The sequence below is a fragment of the Vagococcus martis genome (assembly GCF_002026305.1).
GTDB classification, from domain to species: Bacteria; Bacillota; Bacilli; order Lactobacillales; family Vagococcaceae; genus Vagococcus; species Vagococcus martis.
Genome location: NZ_MVAB01000001.1, coordinates 288,648 through 308,715 on the forward strand (window position 1 = coordinate 288,648; position 20,068 = coordinate 308,715).

Genomic DNA, 20,068 nt, shown 5'->3' on the forward strand with positions numbered 1-20,068 from the left:
ACTCACCTCTTAACTGGTATATCAATCTTCTCCAATATTTCTTGCAAGATATTCTCTTGTTTCTTAGTTCCTAAGTGTTTAAATTTTAGCCTGTGTGATGCAATATATGGAAAGAGATACTGCAAATCATCTGGTAATACAAAATCTCGTCCATTAATTAAGGCGAAAGCTTTCGCACTTTTGATAAAATCTTCACTCCCTCTAGGACTAATACCTAATTCTATAGCAGGATGTTTTCTCGTTGCTGTGACTAGTTCCAATGCATATGATGCAATGGATTCAGTAATGACAACATTAGAAGCCATTTCTTTTAAAATGGCAATATCCTCCAAGTTAATCACAGGTTGCACATTAATTAACGACCTATCTGACCCCATAATAAGTGATAGTTCATCATTAAAACTTGGATAACCTATCTGTAATTTCATCATAAATCGGTCTAACTGAGCTTCTGGTAAATGATACGTCCCTTCGTAGTCAATAGGATTTTGAGTCGCTAACACAAAAAAACTATCCGGTAATTGATAGGTATCATTATCTATTGTCACCCGTTTTTCAGCCATCGCTTCTAGCAAAGCTGCTTGTGTTTTAGGCGTGGTCCGATTAATTTCATCGACTAAACAAATGGTTGTAAAGATTGGTCCAGGATGAAACACAAATCGCTGCTCTGTAACATCAAAAATCGACACCCCTAAAATATCGCTTGGCAATAAATCTGGCGTCGCTTGAATTCTAGAAAAGTCTGTTTGAATTGTTTTAGCAAGTGTTTTTACTAACATTGTTTTACCGGTACCTGGTACATCTTCAAATAAGGCATGACCACCTGATAATAAACAAGTTAACGTTAGTTTAACAACATCATCTTTCCCTAAAACAACCTTTTTAACTTCATTTATAATTAAATTTATTTTTTCGACAGATTCTTGCATCAGATTTTCTCCTTTTGATTCGTTGTTATCAATATAGCATATTTTATATACAAATAGGTCATTTTATAAAGAATGATACTGAAATCAAAAAGAGGTGCTACATACTCACCTCTTGAAGTCTTTAAATATATGAAATTAATTTTTCAACATTTTCTTCTGACGTCCCCCAACTTGTAACAAATCTTATAACCATATGGAGGTCATCATATTTTTCCCATGTTGCAAACGACATATGCTCGTTTAACTCTTTAACTTGTTCGTTTGTCATAATGACAAATTGTTGATTTGTTGGTGAATCAAAGTATAACTCATAGCCTTTATCTAAGAAAGCTCGTTTAATTTTTTGTGACATGTCGACTGCATGCTTACTAATGTCAAAATAAAGGTTATCTGTAAATAACGTTAAAAACTGAACCCCTAGTAACCTTCCTTTAGCGAGTAAAGCGCCATGTTGTTTGACGATTGAAACAAATTGTTTAGGCTCATTGTTTTTAGTAAAAACAACTGCTTCTCCACATAAAGCACCTATTTTAGTTCCACCAATATAAAACACATCAGAAAAACGTGCAATATCTTTCATTGTCACATCTGCCTCATCACTAACCAATCCATAGCCAAGTCTAGCACCATCAATAAATAAAGGCAGATTATTCTCATGACAAACTCTCGACAATTCTTCAAGCTCATCATATGAATAAAGTGTCCCGTACTCAGTAGGAAATGAAATATAAACCATACCTGGCGTCACCATGTGTTCTTTGGTTTCATCTTGGTTAAATAAATCCAAATAGTCATTAACTGATTGAGCTGAAATTTTTCCTTTTTCAGATGGTAAGGTTAATACCTTATGGCCACTATACTCGATGGCTCCAGCCTCACGAACATTGATATGCCCAGTTTCTGGTGCTAGTACTCCTTCAAACTTATCTAAAACAGAATCAATCACAACTTGATTTGTTTGAGTTCCACCAACTAAAAAACGAATGGAAGCATTAGGACACTCTATTAATTCTTTTATTTTTTCGATTGCTTCTTCTGAATAGGAATCAGATCCGTAACCAAATTCCTGTTCCATATTTGTTTCGATAAGCCGATTTAAAACTTTTTCATGAGCACCTTCAAGGTAGTCATTTGCAAATGATATCATCCACATACCTCCATTTCTTATTTTTCAAACGATCAAATTAGATTATCCCTTGATTATACATTTATATTTTGTTTAAAAAGGATATATTTATAAAAAATACTCATTAAATATTAATTGTATCTTAATTTATTCGTTTTATTAAGTCAAATAATTTTCATAATTATTTCTGAAAAATATGAACCAATTCTGAGGAAATGATATAAAATATCTATCATTTATATAAAATATGGATATTAAAAGAATGTTCAAGAATTTTTATAGTTTACTTAATTAAAAATATATGATAAATAAATATTAGTTCATTATATGTTTATTATAATGTTATATAATAAAGTGATATTTTTAAAGGAGATACACGCATGATCAATTCAAGAAAATCTTCAAAGAAAATGGCCTACCTTGCGACAGCCATTGCAACAAATACATTACTAGGTTCTATTATCACGTTCTCTGGTGTACCCTTTTTATTTTTAGATTCAATTGGTACGATTTTTATTTCATCACATTTTAAATTAAAATATGGTTTACTGACAGCTATTGGAACACACTTTTTACTATCTGTCATTCATGGCCCACTTGCACTTCCCTTTATGCTAGTCAGTCTTTCAATTGCCGTTGTCTCCCATTTTTTTAAATCATTTATGCATTCATACAAAAAAGCCATTTTGGCAGGTATCATCATTGCCCTGATTGGCGCATTTTTTAGTACACCAGTTCGAATTGTGCTTTATGGTGGATTCAAAGGAATTCAAAAATCGGCAAGTGACTTAGTTTTTATTTTATTAAATCACTCTGGCTATACTTATATGGCTTCAGTTTATTTCAGTACATTTGTTGATATGGTTGGTGATAAAATCATTTCTTGTCTTCTTATTGCTTATTTAACCAATCTAGCTCCTTTTAAAAAATATCTGAGAAAATTAAAATGGTGAGGAAGTATAATTATGTCTAGTCAAGAAAGAATACTCACGATTTTTATTCGACTGCTTCAAGGGGATACTCTATCTAAAGTAGACTTGATGAAAGAATTTCAAAAAAACGGTAGCACTATCCAACGAGATATAGCCATTATCGATGAGTTACTTCATAAATTAAATTCAAAACTCCCAATTTCAAAATTTTCACCCTTTAAAGAATTAGGAGAAATTAATCGCAGTAAAAGAGGCTACTATCAACTAACTGAATTTAAAGAACGGTCTTACATGGATGATTATGAGTTGTTTATGATTTTCAAAGTATTATTTGCTAGTAGAGGGTTCCACAAGCATGACTTAGAAAAAATTTATCATAAATTATTTACAAGTGTGGATGACAAATCCATTATGGATAAATTACTGGCTAATGAGCGTTTCTATTACGATGGTGTACCGGAAACAGATATCTATCCTTCTTTAAAACTATTAGTTCAAGCCATGCTAAATCAACAAATGGTCGAATTCACCTATACAAAAAATGGTGAAACAAAAGTGTTTAAACGGCAACCTATTGATATTTATTTCTCTGATTTATACTTTTTTATGATTTCAGCAAAGCATACTGCCAAAGATGACACAGATTTTAATGAATTAAATAAGTTTCGTATTAACAATATGAAAAAAATTAAAGTATTAAATGAACGGCAATCACTTGATTATACAAATCGTTTTCAAGGTGGTATTTTGAGAAATCAAACGGCTTTACCTTTTTTTGGCGAGCCGATTACATTGATTATTGATTTTTATTATGACCCTGTTTATGTACTAGACCGCTTTCCAAATTCTGTTATAAAACAGGTTAATAAAGATGGCAGTCACCGTATAGAAATCCCAGCTAACAATGGTTATGGCGTGAAAATGTGGTTGCTTGAGCAAGGATCTCATGTAAAAGTCATCTCACCAAAGTACATGCAACAATACCTTGTAGATAACATGAAAAAGACACTATCATACTATGATATTAATCTAAATGAATAAAGACGAACCTACTTTATCAATAGATTCGTCTTTTTTTATCGGCTTAATTTATTCCACACAGTTAGCGTGTCTTTCATTCCTTTTACGTTGTGAACTCTTACTATCTCCACTCCTTTTTCCAATGAGAAAAGAGAAGCTGCTACTGTTCCGAAATCTCGTTCTTTTGGTTTATCTTCATTAATTAAGTGGGCGATTGTCCGTTTTCTAGATACCCCGTAAAGTAATGGATAATCCTCATAACGACATTTTTCTGGATAAGATAAAATGAGTTCATTATCTTCCATTGATTTATGAAATCCAATCCCTGGATCAAAACAAATGTTTTCTTTTGGAATATTATACGATTGGCATTGTTCAATTTTTTCTTGATAAAACTGAGCTAAGTCATCAAAAATGGATACCTCTTCTTGGCGCGAGCGTGAATGCATGATAATGACTGGCACATTATAAGATGCCACTACTTCTGCCATACCATCCATATCCATTCCTTTAATATCATTGACAATATTTGCTCCAGCTTCGATTGCTGCTTTTGCCACTTCAGGAAAATAAGTGTCTATTGAAATAGGAATATCACTAAAATCTCGTATCGCTTCAATGACTGGTATAACTCGCATCATCTCTTGATTTGTAGCAATTTCGACATATCCTGGTCTTGTTGATTGACCCCCGATATCAATAATATCCACGCCATCAGCAATCATCTCTTTAGCATGAGTAATGGCTAAATTGACATCACTAAAATCACCACCATCTGAAAAAGAATCTGGTGTCACATTTAATATGCCCATAATTGGTTTATCTTTAAACATGTTAACGCCTCCGTATTAATTCATTAAACGCCTGATTTCTTGGACTAAGTTCATCACGTTGCTCCATACTAAGTAACGAAAGAGTCTGAGTGTATCCGGTTGGAATTAAAATCGAATCAAACCCATACCCGCCACCTTCACAAATGGTCTTTGATACCCGTCCTGTTAATACTTTTTCGACAATGACTGGTTTATCTTCAAGGTTATATAAAACTAAACTAGCATGCAATTTAAATCGTCTGTCACTCTCGTGTTCTAATAAATTCAATAATTGCTCGTTCATTTGCCTGTCTGTTAATCCCTTTTCAAAAAAACGTGATGTCTGAATCCCCAACTTATCAGGAAAAGCACACAATTCTAATCCCCCATCATCTCCTATGACAGGTTTTTGAATGATTCTCGCAATCTCCTTAGCCTTAATCAACGCATTTTCTACATAGGTTTTACCATTTTCCACGACATCAATTGGTTCACTATATGTCGTATAAGATTCTATCGTTTCACTTGGAAATGCCAGTTGTAATTCGCGTATTTTATTTTTATTATTACTAGCTAAAATTAACTGCATGACTAGTCTAACGCTCGTAAAAAGTCGTTTTTAACATCTTTATCTTCTTTAAACACACCTTGATAATGGAATGTTTTCGTCACACTACCGCGAGCTTTTACACCACGCATTGCCATACACATATGCTCTGCTTCAATCGATACGGCAACGCCTTTTGTTTTAACTTTTTCATTGATTAAGTTGGCAATTTGAATCGTTAAATCTTCTTGAACATTTGGTCGTTTCGCACAAAATTCAACCATTCGAGCCACTTTACTTAGACCCAATACTTTATTATCACTTGGAATATAGGCAACGTGTGCTTTTCCAAAGAATGGCAATAAGTGATGCTCACACATTGAATAAAACTCAATATCTTTAACCAAGACCATGTCATCTTCATTTAAACTTGGAAAGACTTTGTAGTTTGTAAATTCTTTTTCTTGAACTGAAGAAAAGACTTCGGCATACATTTTCGCAACACGTTTTGGTGTTTCTTTTAATCCATCGCGATCAACATCTTCTCCAATCGCTGTCAAAATCGTCTTCACTGCTTCTTCAATCTGCATTTGCTTTTCTAATTCCATCCTAATCCCAACTTTCATTTGTCTGTCTGACCTCATCAGCATTTCCTGATAACTCAATCCATTCATCAAGTGATTTTCCTTTAATTATTTCTTTAGTGTAGACATCTTTTAAAGGAATCAACACAAAAGAGCGTTTCGTGATTTCTTTATGTGGAATGATTAAATCAGGTGTTTCAATTTCTAAATCGCCCATTAACACAATGTCAATATCTATCGTCCTTGGTCCCCATCTCACCAATCGTTCTCTATCTAAATTCGCTTCGACGTCATTCACCGTTTTTAATAACTCATGCGGAGACAATGTTGTTTCAATTTTTATGACAGTATTTAAATAATCATCCTGTGGTACATCACCATATGGATCTGTTTCATAGATGTCTGACTTACTTAAAACACTAATCTCACTATGTTGATTCAACTGTTCCACTGCTTGTTTTAGATAATGAAGTGAATCCCCCATATTACTTCCAAGTGCCAAATAGGTTTCCATATTAATAATCTCTTTCCATTTCTATTTCGACATTATCAAAAAAACCGGCAATTGGGACATGATATTTTCTCGTTCTAACTAGAGCATGCTCAAGCATATCACCATATTTTTCACCTAATATATCTAGCACATGGTAAGTAACAGCTTCTATCAAATCAAATGATTTAGATTCCAACGCTGTTTTGACATCTGTATACACATCAGCATAGCTAATAGTTTGATGTAAATCATCTGTTTTACCTGCTTTTTCTAGCGGTAACGTCAACTCTATATCTAATTCTAGTTTTTGTCCTAGTACTTTTTCTTCTCCCATTACACCGTTATACGTATAAACTAGCATGTTATTAATTCTAACTTTTCCCATAATGATCTCCTTACAAATATAGTATTGGCAATCCTTAGTGCTATTATACATAAAACTGTCAAAAAAGAGTCATTTTTGGTATAAAACCAGAAAAAAAACCTTATCTAAAAGAATCATTCCTTCTAGATAAGGTAAAACGATTAGTTCGATAAATCTAATTGCAACATGTAATCATCAATTATCGCAGACAAATCAGAGATAGACTGCTCACTGTATGAACTGTCATATCCGCTTGTCATGATGGTGATAAAGTACGGTTGTTTTTTATCTTTCACTAAGGCAATGTCATTACTGACTGTATACATTGGCATCCAACCTGTTTTATGTGCCACATCAACTCCAGGTAAACCAACATCCACACCATCATCAAATGTGCTATTTTGTATCCACTCATAAAGTAGCTTCATATTTTTATTAGAATCTTTTTCTTCGTATACATATTCCATGGCTTTAGTTAAAATTCGTGGCGTTGAAAACACACGGTTATTTGGTGATTGAGGATCTAGTTCTGCTAAAAATTGAACAAAATTTGGTTCCCCTATGTCATTCAACAGCATTAAATAAGCCACGTTATCACTGTATCTGATAACTAATTCAGCCAACTGCTTAATCGTATACTGTGTGCCGATTGGTTCAAATTGAATAATCCCAGTGCCATCAATTTTAAAATTCGCTGTATAAGTTAACTTTGTGTCTAAATCTATTTTTCCTTCATCAGCTAACGTCATCAAGTAGGCAATAAATGGTAACTTAATACTACTAGCTGTTCGTCTCACTTTATCCCCATCATAACTATAAGAATAATCATGATTGACAGTTTCAAGATACACGCTAACATCGCCACCATTTTGAGCTAAAAAATTGTCGATGGCTTGGTCAAGCTGTTTGGTTAAAGCTTTTGGTTTTAACTTTTTGACTCTTTTCTTTTCTCGCTTGTCAATATACTCACTACGATGCGATAAATATTTTGCTTCAATAAAACCTTTAGGAGGGTCACTTACTATTTCGACCCAATCAGTGTCACCTTTAACTGGTTTGACATTTACGACTGTCCCTTTTGGCAATTTATCTTCACTAACTTGTTGTGTTGCTAAATCTGTCAAAGGATAAATATGGTCTGATACAACCTGTTCTTCATCAAATATGCTTTTCTTTTCTTTGTTACTTGCCTCTTTTTCTCCGTTTGTTTTAATTGAAATTGTCTTTTCAGTACTTGATTTGCTTACTGCTACTGTTTTTTTAGATGCATTGACACCTTTCACTAACTTTACTGAAAACCCTGTAACGATCCCTAACACGACTAACATCCCCACTAAAATAACAATCCTTTTTTTCAATCAATACTCTCCCAACTATTTATATAATAATATCCACTCAATCATGATAGCACATTCATTTTCTATTTATCTACTTTCTATTAAAAATAAATCATCTATTTATAAAGATAACGCGTTCAGATGTTTTTTCTTTCAATTTTTTAGGATAAAAAAAACCAACTATCCATCAATACAAATAGCTGGTTCAATCTTTTATTTTTTAATGACTAAATCAATTGCTTCTTTGATTTTTTCATCACGGTCTTCTTGAGTGATTGATTCTTCTTCGATACAATCAATCAAATTTTCAGCCACAACGACACCAATTGCTCTATCAATGCTTGAGCGGATAGCAGATAGTTGCACCACAATATCACGACAACTTTTGTCCTCATCTAACATTTTAAGAACTCCCCTAATTTGTCCCTCCGAACGCTTCAAACGATTACTAACTTTTCTTTTTGTGTCTTCCATTGTGTCCACTCCTTATTTTTTATGAAATTCCGTTAATTGCCTTATATAGTAGGTATGATCCATCCAAGTTTTTCACGTCATAACCCATTTGTGCAAGCATACGTTGCGCAATATAACTTCTTTGCCCACTTTGACAGCTTAAAATGATTTCTTTGTCTTTTGGTAATTCATTTGCACGTTGACGAATTTCATTCAGTGGTAGATTAACAAACCCTTCAATCGTTCCTTGTTCAAACTCTTCAGGTGTTCGTACATCAACTAATACTGCTCCATTTTCTTTGGCCTGTTCTAATTCAGATAATTGGATATTTTCGGCTAATCCTTCGATAATGTTTAACGCAGCATAACCAACCATATTCACAATATCTTTTGCTGATCCAAATGGTGGGGCGTAAGTTAATTCTAATTCTGGTAAATCTTCAACAGTCAATCCGCCTTTTATCGCAGTAGCTAACACATCAATACGTTTATCAGCACCCTCTTTACCTACAGCCTGTGCACCATAGATTTTACCTGTTGTTGGGTTAAATATCAACTTTAAGAAAATCATGCTAGCACCAGGATAGTACCCTGCATGGTTTTTTCCGTCAACATGAACGACATGATACTTATAGCCTAAATCTTTGACTTGTTTTTCTGTTAAACCTGTTGAAGCAATCGTTTGTTCAAACACTCGAACTATCGCTGTTCCGATACTTCCTTTATTTTTACGTGGCATACCAGCAATCACATCAGCTACCTGACGACCTTGACGATTGGCTGGAGAAGCAAGTGCAATCATCGCATCTTCATTGTTAATTTGATTTTTTACAATAATTGCGTCACCTACTGCATAGATATCTTTAACACTTGTTTCATAAGAATCATCAACTAAGATACCCCCACGCATACCTAACTCAATACCAGCAGATTCAGCTAGTCCATTTTCAGGTCGCACCCCAACAGACATTAAAACTAAATCAGTCCCTATTTTTTCACCAGTGTTCAATACAAGTGTTTGACCGTTATTTTCCATTGCCACAACACCTTGACTAGTCAATACGTTCACACCTTTAGCACGTAACTCGTTTGTGATAAAAGATGCCATTTCAGCATCAACTGTTGGTAAAACATGTGGTGCCATCTCGATAATCGTTACTTCTAACCCACGATGAACTAAATTTTCTGCCATCTCTAATCCAATAAATCCTGCCCCAATAACCACAGCCTTTTTAGGTTTGTGATGGTCTAAATAGGTCATCACGTTGTCAACATCAGGCACATTTCTTAATGTGAATAAGTTTGTTGCGTCATTAATGCCATCTAAAGGCGGAATAAATGGTTTTGCTCCTGGTGATAGAACTAATTTATTATAGCTCATTACTTCTGTTTGACCGTTATGTGATAATGTCACTTCTTTTTTATCTGCATCAACAGAAATCACTTCTGTTTCAACTTTTACATCCAAATTAAATCTAGCTTTTAATTTTTCAGGCGTTTGAACCAATAAGTCATCACGATTGCTGATTTCACCTGATACATAATAAGGTAAACCACAGTTCGCAAATGATACATATGGTCCTTTTTCAATAATCACAATGTCCATCTCTTCATCTAAACGTCTTAATCTTGTTGCCGCAGACATCTCACCTGCAACGCCGCCTACGATAATTGTTCTCATAATTATTTATACCCCACTTTCAATGTTCCATTCCACATCATCATGCCACCTTCAATGTTATAAGCATCAACATTTTGACTAACTAAATACTGTGTTGCACGTTTACTTCTTGGTCCTGAAGCACAAACCACATAAACTGTTTTTCCTTTTGGTTTATAGGATTGTATTTTATCTAGAGGAACATTTTTTGCTTTTGGTATATGACCTTGCGCAAATTCTTCCGGACTTCTCACATCTATTAACTCGATCGGTTTTTTCAACTTTTCTTGTAATTCTTGTGCTGTAATACTTGGTACTTTTTTAAATAAAAACATATATGCCTCCTAGAGTTTTGTGTCTTACAAACTCAATATACCCCCTACCCTATAAAAAAGAAAGTATTTTGCTCATTTTTTTAATGTATTTTTTACCTATTTCGACTCTTAATGGGTTTAAAAATCACTTTTATCTGATAAAATAGAGAAAGATTAGTAAGTTTGAAAAGAGAGGTAGTTATATATGTCGTCTTTCGACAAAAAAAACAACAGAACAACACTACTACGAAACGCAAGTTAGTGAAGAAGAATATTTAAATTGGTACAAAAAACAACATTTCCCTACACAAGATATGCCATCTGTTACCGTGGACAATGTTTTATTTTGTTATAACAAAGAACAAGATGCACTAAAAGTATTGCTAATAAAACGTAATACACACCCTTTTAAAGACTCATGGGCTTTGCCTGGTGGATTTGTTACACCAGGAGAAGCAACTGCTGATAGTTGCATTAGAGAAACAAAAGAAGAAACAAACGTTGAAATAACTCGGGAACATGTAGAACAACTCCATACATTTAGCACACCTGGACGTGACCCTCGTGGTTGGGTTATTACAGTCAGTTACTTAGCGTTTATTGGAGAGGAACCGTTAGATGCAGGAGATGAAGCCGCACAAGCATCATGGTTTGATTTAACACGTGAAGGCGAGTTGCTACAACTAACTAATCATTCAGATGCGACGATTTGTTTAAATCTTACAACTGGTGAGTCAATTGGCGAAGACTCTCTAGCCTTTGACCACGCGAAGATTATTATTAAAGCCTTTAACCGTGTATGCAATAAAATGTATCACGAGCCACAAGTCTTGCGTGTTTTAGGAAATGATTTTACAATAAGTGAAGCAAGAAAAGTTTATGCCAAATTTTTAGGTGTAAATTTTAAAGATATCGATCATTCGAACTACAAAAAAGCCATGCTTCCTTATTTTAATGAAATCGGTGAACGTGCAACCGGTGTTGGCCGACCATCAAAAATATATGAACTAAAATCTTAAGTCATTACTGGGGGAAAATCTTATGGAAAAAATCGTCTCATCAACTGATGGAAGCCATATTTTTTACAAAGTGTTAGGCCAAGGGACACCCATGTTCTTCATTCATGGAAATAGTGGCTCACATCAAGCTTTTCAAAAACAAATCGACGTCTTTAAAAAAAACCATCTACTTATTTTGATGGATACAAGAGATCATGGCCGCTCAACAAATCAAAGTGAACAACTTGATTTTCAAGCCATTTTTGATGATGTACTAGCCATCTTGGAAAATGAGCAAATTGAACAAACCATTATGGTAGGATTTAGCGATGGTGCAAATATTGCCCTATCATTTGCCAATTATTACCCAGAACGTGTGTCAAAAATGGTATTAATTTCCCCTAATATTCGTTTTGACCAACTAAAAAAAAGCAAGCAACTGCTCTATAAATCACTGCGTGTCGTTAGTGAACAGTTACTAAGATTAAAAAAAGGGTCTAGGGTATTACGCCTAGCCATGAAAAACCTACCTCTCACCTCAAATTATCGTGAGAAGTTAAAAATGCCGATTTTATTTATTTTTGGGGATCGAGACATCATTGACCTAAAAAAAGTCACCCCTTTTATTGATTCCTTAAAACAAGCGAAGTTAATCGTATTAAATAAAACCGGCCACTCGATTTTAAGAACTCGTCCCCTAATAGTTAACAAAGAAATTGAATCTTTTATATAGAAAAAGCGATACGCATTGACACGTATCGCTTCTTTTTATTGATTTTTATATGCTTCTTCAATTAGTTGAGCTGATTCTTCAATTGAACGATTTTCTACATTGATAACAATCGCACCCAATGATTCGTACAATTCGTGTGCAAAATTTAACTCTTCTTTGATTCTATCAAGTGCCACATAAGATGAGCTACCGTTTAGTCCAAGAGAATCTAAACGTGATTGTCTCACACGCATGATATACTCCGGGCTAGCAGTTAAGCCAATCACTGGCACATTGTTCAATTGGAATAATTCTTTGGGAATTGGTACTTCTGGTATCAATGGTAAGTTTGAGACTTTGACCGAACGATTGGCTAAATACATGCTCAGTGGTGTTTTTGATGTACGTGAAATACCCAAAATCACTAAGTCTGCCTTTCTAAACCCTTTTGGATCTTTTCCATCATCATATCTCACAGCAAATTCAATGGCTTCAATTCGTTTGAAATACTCCTGATCCATTAAATAAAGTGAGCCACTCTCATGAGTTGGTTCCATATGTGTTCTGTGTGACACTTTTGTCATTAATTCTGTCATATAATCAACATATTCAAGTCCTGTACTTTTAGCAAAATCGGCACAGACTTTATTTAATTCACTATCAACTAGTGTTGTCACCACAATCGCTTTTTCGTTTAAAGCATCAGCTAATATTTGCATTAACACTTCTTTCGAATCCACAAAGGGAAACTTTTTAATGTCATAGTTTTCAAGTTTGGGGAACTGTGCTAATACGGCATTTATAATGCGTTGGGCTGTTTCTCCAATTGAATCTGATATAACAAATAGTTGTAGTTGTTTAAATTTACTCTCTCTAAAGTTGTTCATGTTTTAGTTCTCTCCCTAACTTAATAAAGTGCTGCACCACTTTGGTTTTTGATAATTTACCAACGACTTGATTGGTTTCTCGACTTAATACGGGTAGTGAATCAATTTCATGGGCGCTCAATAAACTACCTGCCTCTAAAATAGTCATATCTGGGTAAGTAACCACGAGATTAGGCATACGAGTCATAATAATCGCAATCGCTAAATCTAAATCTTGATTATTTAACAAGCTTCGTAATAAATCTTTTCGTGACACTAAACCGATTAAGTCCTTTGATTCTTCATCAATGACATAAAGTGACCCACAATCATACATAAATAGGGATGTGGTAGCATCTTTAATTGTTGTATGAGGATAGATAATGACAGGATTTGACATAACCTCATCCACTTGAACATCAAATAAATGTTCCTGTAATAATGGATCAAATGGTAATCCTGAATAGATATAGCCTACTTTTGGTCTGGCATCAAGAATACCAGTCATCGTTAAAACAGCTAAATCACTTCTTAATGTTGGTTTAGTTAATCCTAATTGTTCTGCGATTTTATCTCCACTAATCGGCTCATTCGTTTTGACAATCTCGATTATCTTTTTTTGTCGCTCGCTTAGTTCCACAAAGACACCTCTTTTATTCGTTATTAGACGCACGACGGATGGTACTTTGAGCTGCTGCAATATAAGCAATCGGAATTCTGTATGGTGAACATGACACATAATCTAAGTTAATGTCATCAAAAAATTCGATTGACGTTGGGTCACCACCTAATTCCCCACAAACACCAATTTTTATATTTGGTGTTGTTGAACGACCCTTTTCAACGGCTGTCTTAATTAATTCTCCCACACCATCTTTATCAATTGTTTGGAATGGATCAACTGGTAACACGCCTTTTGAAACGTATTCATTAATATATTTTGCTGCATCATCTCTTGAAAATCCAAACGTCATTTGCGTTAAGTCATTTGTTCCAAAACTAAAGAAATCCGCAGTTTTTGCAAGTTGATCGGCAATTAAACAGGCTCTAGGAAGTTCAATCATTGTCCCAATGCGGTAAAAGACATTAATATCTTCTTCTTCCATCAAGGCATCTAGATACAATTCAATTTTTTCTTTTAGTTCACTTAACTCTTTTGTTGTTCCTACTAATGGTATCATAATTTCAGGTGTTACGTCTAAACCAGTTTCACGTTTCATCGCAATGGCACTTCGAATAATCGCTTCACTTTGCATAATATAAAGTTCGGGATACGTCATACCTAAACGACACCCACGATGTCCAAGCATTGGGTTCACTTCATGTAATTCTTTCAAACGACGTTCAATTTCATTTTTGCTAACATTCATCTCTTGAGCTAAAAGCACAATATCTTCTTCTTTTGTTGGCATGAATTCATGCAATGGTGGGTCTAGTAAACGAATCACACCTGGCAACTCATTTAACGTTGAAAAGATTTCTTTAAAATCTTCCATTTGATAATCTAAAATAACTTTTAATGCTTTTTCGCGTTCAATATAGCTATTTGATAAAATGAAACGTCTCATTTGAATCAAACGTTCTGCACCGAAAAACATATGCTCTGTACGAATCAGTCCGATACCATCTGCACCAAAGTACAGTCCTGTTTTGATATCACTAACTGTTTCAGCATTCATTCTTATATCAAGACGAGCATGCTTTTTCGCCCAAGCCATAATCGTATCAAAATAATGAGAGGTTCCTGTTACTTCAACTTCTAATTCATCTAGGTAAATAACACCATTAGATCCATCAACTGAAATCACGTCACCTTCATTTAATTGACCACCTGGATACACCACTCGTTTTAAAAATTCATCAATTTCTAACTCACTACATCCAGCGACACAACATGTTCCCATACCACGAGCGACAACTGCTGCGTGAGATGTCATACCGCCACGACTTGTTACAATCGCCTCACTCGCTATCATTCCCTCGATATCCTCAGGAGACGTTTCTTGTCGCATTAGAATAACTTTTTCACCTTGTGCTGCCCATTCTTTAGCTGTTGCTGCATCAAAACAAACTTTCCCAACAGCCGAGCCAGGACTAGCTGGTAACCCAACATCAGATACCTTTACTGCTTCTTCTAAGGCTACTTTTGAAAACTCTGGATGAAGTAAATGACTAATCATATCAGGATTTAATGTCAGTAAAGCATCTTCTTCTTGAATTAATCCTTCTTCGACCAAATCAACGGCAATTTTCACACTTGCTTGAGCTGTTCGTTTTCCATTTCGTGTTTGTAAAATATAAAGTTTTCCTTTTTCTACAGTAAACTCGATATCTTGCATATCACGATAATGTTGCTCTAACAAATGAGCTAGACGAGCGAATTCCTCATAAACTTCAGGCAAATCATTTTTTAATTTTTCGATTGGTTCAGGTGTACGAATTCCCGCTACAACATCTTCACCTTGTGCATTGATTAAGTACTCACCAAATAATTTATTTTCACCAGTTGCTGGATTTCTAGTAAAGGCAACTCCTGTTCCACTTGTATTTCCACTATTTCCAAAGACCATCATTTGAATATTAACAGCTGTTCCAATATCATCTGGAATGTGGTTTAACTCACGATAGATATGTGCTCGCTCATTATTCCAAGAATGAAACACTGCTTCAATCGCTAAATATAGTTGTTCTTTCGCAGACTGTGGGAACGGTTTCTTTTTTATTTCCAAAATAATACGTTTGAATTCGATTACAATGTTCTTTAAATCGTTACCTGTCAACTCACTATCTAGTTTAACGCCATGTTTTTGTTTGTAGAATGTTAAATAATTTTCGAAATACTGCATATCAATCCCGAAGACAACGTTTCCAAACATTTGTAACAAACGTCGATAACAATCATAGGCAAATGCTTCGTCCTCTGTTAATGATGCAAGTTGTTCAACGGTTTCATCATTTAACCCCAAGTTTAAAATCGTATCCATCATACCCGGCATTGAGAATTTTGCTCCACTACGAACAGAAACAAGCAATAAATCGTTATCACCTTCAAATGATTTATTGGTTTTCTTTTCTAATAAACTCAACTGTTCATCTATTTCTTTTTTTAATTCATCTGATAATTCTTTTGTTGTATTTAAAAACGACATACATGCTTCAGTCGTAATAGTAAACCCTGGTGGCACTGGCAAGCCTAAGCGTGTCATCTCAGCCAAGTTTGCTCCCTTACCACCTAATAGGTTTTTCATATCTGCATTACCTTCATCAAATTGATATACTTGTTTTAACACACTAATTCCTCCAATTAACTTTAATTAGTACCTGTTAATGATTATATAGTACGTCATATATAAAATCAATAGGCAATTAATAGGTTTTATTAGAATGTTCATTCACAAATTAATGCAAAACTACTTTAAAAAATTTCTGAAATAAGTTACGATATATTTTCAAGGAGGAGTCAATATGGTACAAACTTTACAAAAAAAGATGGGGACACGCTTTAGTGATACCTTATTTATTGTCATTGGAACACTTTTTGTCGCATTTGGTTTCAATGCTTTTTTATTGCCCAATCGAATCGTGTCTGGAGGAATCAATGGATTAACCATTATTTTATACGAGACACTTCATTTAACACCCAGTATTGTGTTATTTTCAGTTAACTTTGTGTTGCTGACACTTTCTTTCTTTTTATTAGGGAAAGAAGTTTTTTTCAAAAGTATTTTAGGGAGTTTTCTTGTGCCATTATTTGTGTCATTACTACATGGTGTGGCTCTAAATCATATTGAGCCTATTTTAGCCGCTATTTTTGGTGGGATTACGGTTGGTCTTGGTGTTGGTTTGGTCTTTTTAGGAAAAGGTTCAACTGGAGGAACTGCCTTAATTGCATTGATTGTCCAAAAATATATTCCAATTAAATTAGGAATTATTTTAGGAATTTGTGATGGGTTAGTTATTTTAAGTGCCCTTTTTGTGTTTGATGTGCAGACTGTTTTATTTGCTCTTATTGCATTGTATTTAACTAGTCGTATGGTTGACACCGTTCAAGTTGGTCCTGAATCATCTAAAAATGTCATGATTATTTCTAATGACTATAAAAAAATTCGAGAACAGATTATTTCTGATTTAGACTTAGGGGCTACTCTTATTCCTATTGAAGGTGGCTTAAATCTTGAAGAGAAGAAAATGATTATGGTCGTTATTCAGGAAGATCAATTTATCGCACTAAAACAAGCAATACTAGATATCGACGAAGAAGCATTTGTCGTGGTTACAAGTGCTCATGAGGTTGTTGGTAAAGGATTTACTGCTTATAGATAACAAAAAAAGCAAGCGTTAGATTGACTCTAACACTTGCTTTTTAATTGTTGTCATCTAGAATGTTTAAACGAATTCTCTTAGAATGATCCGTACGAACACTGTAAACAATTGTACGAATTGCTTTCGCCACACGACCTTGTTTTCCAATGATACGACCGATATCTTCTGAAGCTACTTTTAAATTGTACTCCATAAATTCTTCAGATTCTTCTACATCTAGGCGAACTAAATCGGGTTGACTAACTAACGGACGGACAATGGTTAATACCAAATCTTTTACATCAGTCATTCATAAGCCCACCTTATTTTTTAGTATATTTAGCTTCGTGATGTTTTTTCATGATTCCTTCACGAGATAAAATGTTACGTACTGTATCAGAAGGTTGAGCTCCTTTTGATAACCAGTCTAAGATTAAGTCTTCTTCAACTTTTACTTGAGCTGGCTCTGTTAATGGGTTGTAAGTTCCCACTACTTCGATGTAACGTCCATCACGAGGTGAACGAGAATCTGCTACTACCATACGATAAAAAGGTTTCTTTTTAGAACCCATACGTTTTAAACGAATTTTAACTGCCATTATTAAGGCACCTCCAAAAATTTTTGATTTGTTTTAATCACAAAGATTAGTTTATCAGTTTTAAATGGTCTTGTAAAGTGTTTTTTCTTTACAGGTTAATCTTTTTTATTTAACCCAAATTTTATGTCGTACGCTTCTTTTAAAGAGAGCCTTGAAACCGTCACACTACTCATTTCTTCTAAAGGTAGATTAAGGAATAATTCTTTCTCATCACTATTATCTAATGGTAGTAAAAATAATCCTTCCGCTAATAATTGACCTCTTTCTATGATGTCTTCTGATAAAAAACGACAATCGGCTTCATTTATTTTTAGATACCTTGTTAGGTCTTTGGTTCCAGTTTTCCGGTCGAAAAATAATTCTAATTGACCATTTGATAGAAAGAAAATACGATCTGCATACTGTTCCAAGTTATCCAACAGATGAGACGCTATAATGATTAATTTTCCTTCATCTCTTTTTTTCGCCATAATGGTTGAAATAAGTGTCACGTTTGTTGGATCTAGCCCATTCATTACTTCATCCATTAGCATAATTTTCGTATCAGCTGCTATTTGCATAGCAAAACATAATCGTTGTCTCATACCTAATGAATAGTTACCGACTAAATCATTAATATAATGTGCCATGTCTAGCTCGTTAATTAACTCTTTTACCGGTATTTTAGACTTCCAAATCTTTTTATACATCGTTAAATGCTCTAAACCAGTTTTATGATTATACAAATCTTGCTGGTCTGGCATCATACTTATTTTTTTATAAAGTTTAATTTGCTTTCTAGCTGATTTGTAAGTTCCTTTTTTATCAATGATCAGTTGACCTTTTTGTGGTGTTTCATAATTCATTAACACATTTAACAAGGTACTTTTCCCTGTTCCATTGGGTGCTACTAATCCCACAATTTCGCCCGCATGAAAGTCTTCAGTAATATCTTTTAAAATTGGTTTATTTTTGTGTAAAAAAAATAGCATAAAAATCTAGTTATCCGCATAAAAACTGGACTTATCACACTTTATCAAGGTCAAAACCACTCAATTTACTACTAATTTACTACTTATGAATGAGCTTTGATACGACGATTTATCCTTGAAAAGTGAAGATATAAAGATACTTCCAATAAAATTTGAATATTTAATAGGTAGACACTTCAAAAAATGAGGTGTCTATTTTTTTACCCGATTTTGAAAGGAAGTGAACTTATGAAAACAAAAAATCAAGAATCAAAAGGTCGTTCCCCACTCTTTAAGACCATCAAACATTCATTCAGCCAATAAAAAAGAAAGGATAGGTAAAAATATGGAACTTAAATTTGTGATTCCCAACATGGAAAAAACATTCGGCAATTTAGAATTTGCTGGCGAGGATAAAGTCGTTCAGCGAAGAATCAACGGACGGCTAACTGTCTTATCAAGAAGCTATAATCTCTATTCTGATGTTCAAAGAGCAGATGATATTGTGGTGGTGCTTCCTGCTGAAGCTGGCGAAAAACATTTCGGCTTTGAGGAACGTGTGAAGTTAGTCAATCCACGTATTACCGCAGAGGGCTACAAAATCGGCACTCGTGGTTTTACAAATTACCTTTTACATGCTGACGACATGATAAAAGAATAAAGAAAGAGAGGAAAAATGATGAGATTAGCAAATGGCATTGTATTAGATAAAGACACGACTTTTGGAGAATTGAAATTCTCTGCTCTACGTCGTGAAGTGAGAATCCAAAATGAAGACGGGTCGGTTTCAGATGAAATCAAGGAACGTACCTATGACTTAAAATCCAAAGGACAAGGACGCATGATTCAAGTAAGTATTCCTGCCAGCGTGCCTTTGAAAGAGTTTGATTATAACGCACGGGTGGAACTTATCAATCCCATTGCGGACACCGTTGCTACTGCCACCTATCAAGGAGCAGATGTTGACTGGTATATCAAGGCAGACGATATTGTGCTGACAAAGGATTCTAGTTCATTCAAAGCTCAACCACAAGCAAAGAAAGAACCGACACAAGACAAATAGTCGCTAG

At 34.5% G+C, this 20,068-nt stretch carries 24 protein-coding genes; 7 read left to right on the forward strand and 17 right to left on the reverse strand.

The window, feature by feature from the left end; all coding sequences use genetic code 11:
• Positions 1–2: 2 nt before the first annotated feature.
• Entirely contained in the window at positions 3–929 is a 927-nt protein-coding gene (locus BW731_RS01440) for an AAA family ATPase (protein ID WP_079345092.1), read from the reverse strand.
• 121 nt (positions 930–1,050) lie between these two features.
• The gene (locus BW731_RS01445) at positions 1,051–2,076 is read right to left on the reverse strand and encodes a threonine aldolase family protein (protein ID WP_079345094.1); all 1,026 of its coding nucleotides are present in this window, start codon (positions 2,074–2,076) and stop codon (positions 1,051–1,053) included.
• Positions 2,077–2,435: 359 nt separating this feature from the next.
• Between BW731_RS01445 and BW731_RS01450 the strand changes: the two genes are divergently transcribed.
• Together BW731_RS01450 and BW731_RS01455 are read left to right on the forward strand one after the other, a co-directional pair.
• Entirely contained in the window at positions 2,436–3,008 is a 573-nt protein-coding gene (locus tag BW731_RS01450) for a hypothetical protein (protein ID WP_079345096.1), read from the forward strand.
• A gap of 12 nt (positions 3,009–3,020) precedes the next feature.
• Complete coding sequence (locus tag BW731_RS01455; protein WP_079345098.1) at positions 3,021–4,028, forward strand: helix-turn-helix transcriptional regulator; 1,008 nt, start codon at positions 3,021–3,023, stop codon at positions 4,026–4,028.
• A gap of 35 nt (positions 4,029–4,063) precedes the next feature.
• Here the strand turns inward: BW731_RS01455 and folP are convergent, their stop codons facing one another.
• From folP to BW731_RS01500, 9 genes are all read right to left on the reverse strand, one after another.
• Complete coding sequence (gene folP, locus BW731_RS01460; protein WP_233120415.1) at positions 4,064–4,840, reverse strand: dihydropteroate synthase; 777 nt, start codon at positions 4,838–4,840, stop codon at positions 4,064–4,066.
• 1 nt (position 4,841) lies between these two features.
• Positions 4,842–5,408 carry a non-canonical purine NTP pyrophosphatase gene (locus BW731_RS01465; RefSeq protein WP_079345100.1) on the reverse strand — a complete coding sequence of 189 codons (567 nt, stop codon included), beginning with the start codon at positions 5,406–5,408 and terminating at the stop codon, positions 4,842–4,844.
• 2 nt (positions 5,409–5,410) lie between these two features.
• Positions 5,411–5,974 (reverse strand): GTP cyclohydrolase I FolE, encoded by a 564-nt coding sequence (folE, locus tag BW731_RS01470; RefSeq protein ID WP_079348515.1) that lies wholly within the window; start codon positions 5,972–5,974, stop codon positions 5,411–5,413.
• Position 5,975: 1 nt separating this feature from the next.
• Positions 5,976–6,464, reverse strand: coding sequence for a 2-amino-4-hydroxy-6-hydroxymethyldihydropteridine diphosphokinase (folK, locus tag BW731_RS01475; RefSeq protein WP_079345102.1), 489 nt, complete (start codon positions 6,462–6,464; stop codon positions 5,976–5,978).
• Between the two features lies 1 nt (position 6,465).
• The gene (gene folB / locus BW731_RS01480) at positions 6,466–6,828 is read right to left on the reverse strand and encodes a dihydroneopterin aldolase (protein ID WP_079345104.1); all 363 of its coding nucleotides are present in this window, start codon (positions 6,826–6,828) and stop codon (positions 6,466–6,468) included.
• Positions 6,829–6,968: 140 nt separating this feature from the next.
• Positions 6,969–8,165: a serine hydrolase gene (locus BW731_RS01485; protein ID WP_079345106.1), complete on the reverse strand. Its 1,197-nt coding sequence runs from the start codon at positions 8,163–8,165 to the stop codon at positions 6,969–6,971.
• A 192-nt stretch (positions 8,166–8,357) separates the two neighbouring features.
• Complete coding sequence (locus tag BW731_RS01490) at positions 8,358–8,618, reverse strand: metal-sensitive transcriptional regulator (RefSeq protein ID WP_071456657.1); 261 nt, start codon at positions 8,616–8,618, stop codon at positions 8,358–8,360.
• 19 nt (positions 8,619–8,637) lie between these two features.
• The gene (locus BW731_RS01495; protein ID WP_079345108.1) at positions 8,638–10,278 is read right to left on the reverse strand and encodes an FAD-dependent oxidoreductase; all 1,641 of its coding nucleotides are present in this window, start codon (positions 10,276–10,278) and stop codon (positions 8,638–8,640) included.
• 2 nt (positions 10,279–10,280) lie between these two features.
• Positions 10,281–10,592, reverse strand: coding sequence for a rhodanese-like domain-containing protein (locus tag BW731_RS01500; RefSeq protein WP_079345110.1), 312 nt, complete (start codon positions 10,590–10,592; stop codon positions 10,281–10,283).
• 182 nt (positions 10,593–10,774) lie between these two features.
• Here BW731_RS01500 and BW731_RS01505 point away from each other — a divergent pair, with 182 nt between their 5' ends.
• Entirely contained in the window at positions 10,775–11,590 is an 816-nt protein-coding gene (locus tag BW731_RS01505; protein WP_079345112.1) for an NUDIX domain-containing protein, read from the forward strand.
• A 22-nt stretch (positions 11,591–11,612) separates the two neighbouring features.
• A complete protein-coding gene (locus tag BW731_RS01510; protein WP_079345114.1) occupies positions 11,613–12,302 on the forward strand; it encodes an alpha/beta fold hydrolase in 690 nt (229 codons plus the stop codon).
• Between the two features lie 35 nt (positions 12,303–12,337).
• Here the strand turns inward: BW731_RS01510 and BW731_RS01515 are convergent, their stop codons facing one another.
• Genes BW731_RS01515 through ppdK form a run of 3 tightly spaced genes read right to left on the reverse strand, consistent with a single transcriptional unit; the run spans position 12,338 to position 16,437 of the window.
• Positions 12,338–13,168 carry a pyruvate, water dikinase regulatory protein gene (locus BW731_RS01515; protein WP_079345116.1) on the reverse strand — a complete coding sequence of 277 codons (831 nt, stop codon included), beginning with the start codon at positions 13,166–13,168 and terminating at the stop codon, positions 12,338–12,340.
• A complete protein-coding gene (locus tag BW731_RS01520) occupies positions 13,155–13,787 on the reverse strand; it encodes a helix-turn-helix transcriptional regulator (protein ID WP_079345118.1) in 633 nt (210 codons plus the stop codon). Before BW731_RS01520 ends, BW731_RS01515 begins: the two co-directional genes overlap by 14 nt.
• 13 nt (positions 13,788–13,800) lie before the next feature.
• Positions 13,801–16,437: a pyruvate, phosphate dikinase gene (gene ppdK, locus BW731_RS01525; RefSeq protein WP_079345120.1), complete on the reverse strand. Its 2,637-nt coding sequence runs from the start codon at positions 16,435–16,437 to the stop codon at positions 13,801–13,803.
• Between the two features lie 175 nt (positions 16,438–16,612).
• On the opposite strand from ppdK, the gene BW731_RS01530 reads away from it, so the two are divergent.
• The gene (locus BW731_RS01530; RefSeq protein WP_233120416.1) at positions 16,613–17,470 is read left to right on the forward strand and encodes a YitT family protein; all 858 of its coding nucleotides are present in this window, start codon (positions 16,613–16,615) and stop codon (positions 17,468–17,470) included.
• A gap of 40 nt (positions 17,471–17,510) precedes the next feature.
• Here the strand turns inward: BW731_RS01530 and BW731_RS01535 are convergent, their stop codons facing one another.
• From BW731_RS01535 to BW731_RS01545, 3 genes are all read right to left on the reverse strand, one after another.
• A complete protein-coding gene (locus tag BW731_RS01535; protein WP_071456648.1) occupies positions 17,511–17,759 on the reverse strand; it encodes a KH domain-containing protein in 249 nt (82 codons plus the stop codon).
• A 13-nt stretch (positions 17,760–17,772) separates the two neighbouring features.
• On the reverse strand, positions 17,773–18,048 hold the full coding sequence (gene rpsP / locus BW731_RS01540) for a 30S ribosomal protein S16 (RefSeq protein WP_071456647.1): 276 nt from the start codon (positions 18,046–18,048) through the stop codon (positions 17,773–17,775).
• Between the two features lie 95 nt (positions 18,049–18,143).
• Entirely contained in the window at positions 18,144–19,019 is an 876-nt protein-coding gene (locus tag BW731_RS01545) for an ATP-binding cassette domain-containing protein (protein WP_079345122.1), read from the reverse strand.
• Positions 19,020–19,344: 325 nt separating this feature from the next.
• On the opposite strand from BW731_RS01545, the gene BW731_RS01550 reads away from it, so the two are divergent.
• Together BW731_RS01550 and BW731_RS01555 are read left to right on the forward strand one after the other, a co-directional pair.
• The gene (locus BW731_RS01550; protein WP_000420682.1) at positions 19,345–19,659 is read left to right on the forward strand and encodes a YdcP family protein; all 315 of its coding nucleotides are present in this window, start codon (positions 19,345–19,347) and stop codon (positions 19,657–19,659) included.
• 15 nt (positions 19,660–19,674) lie between these two features.
• Positions 19,675–20,061, forward strand: a complete 387-nt coding sequence (locus BW731_RS01555) for a YdcP family protein (protein ID WP_000985015.1) — start codon at positions 19,675–19,677, stop codon at positions 20,059–20,061.
• Positions 20,062–20,068: the final 7 nt, after the last annotated feature.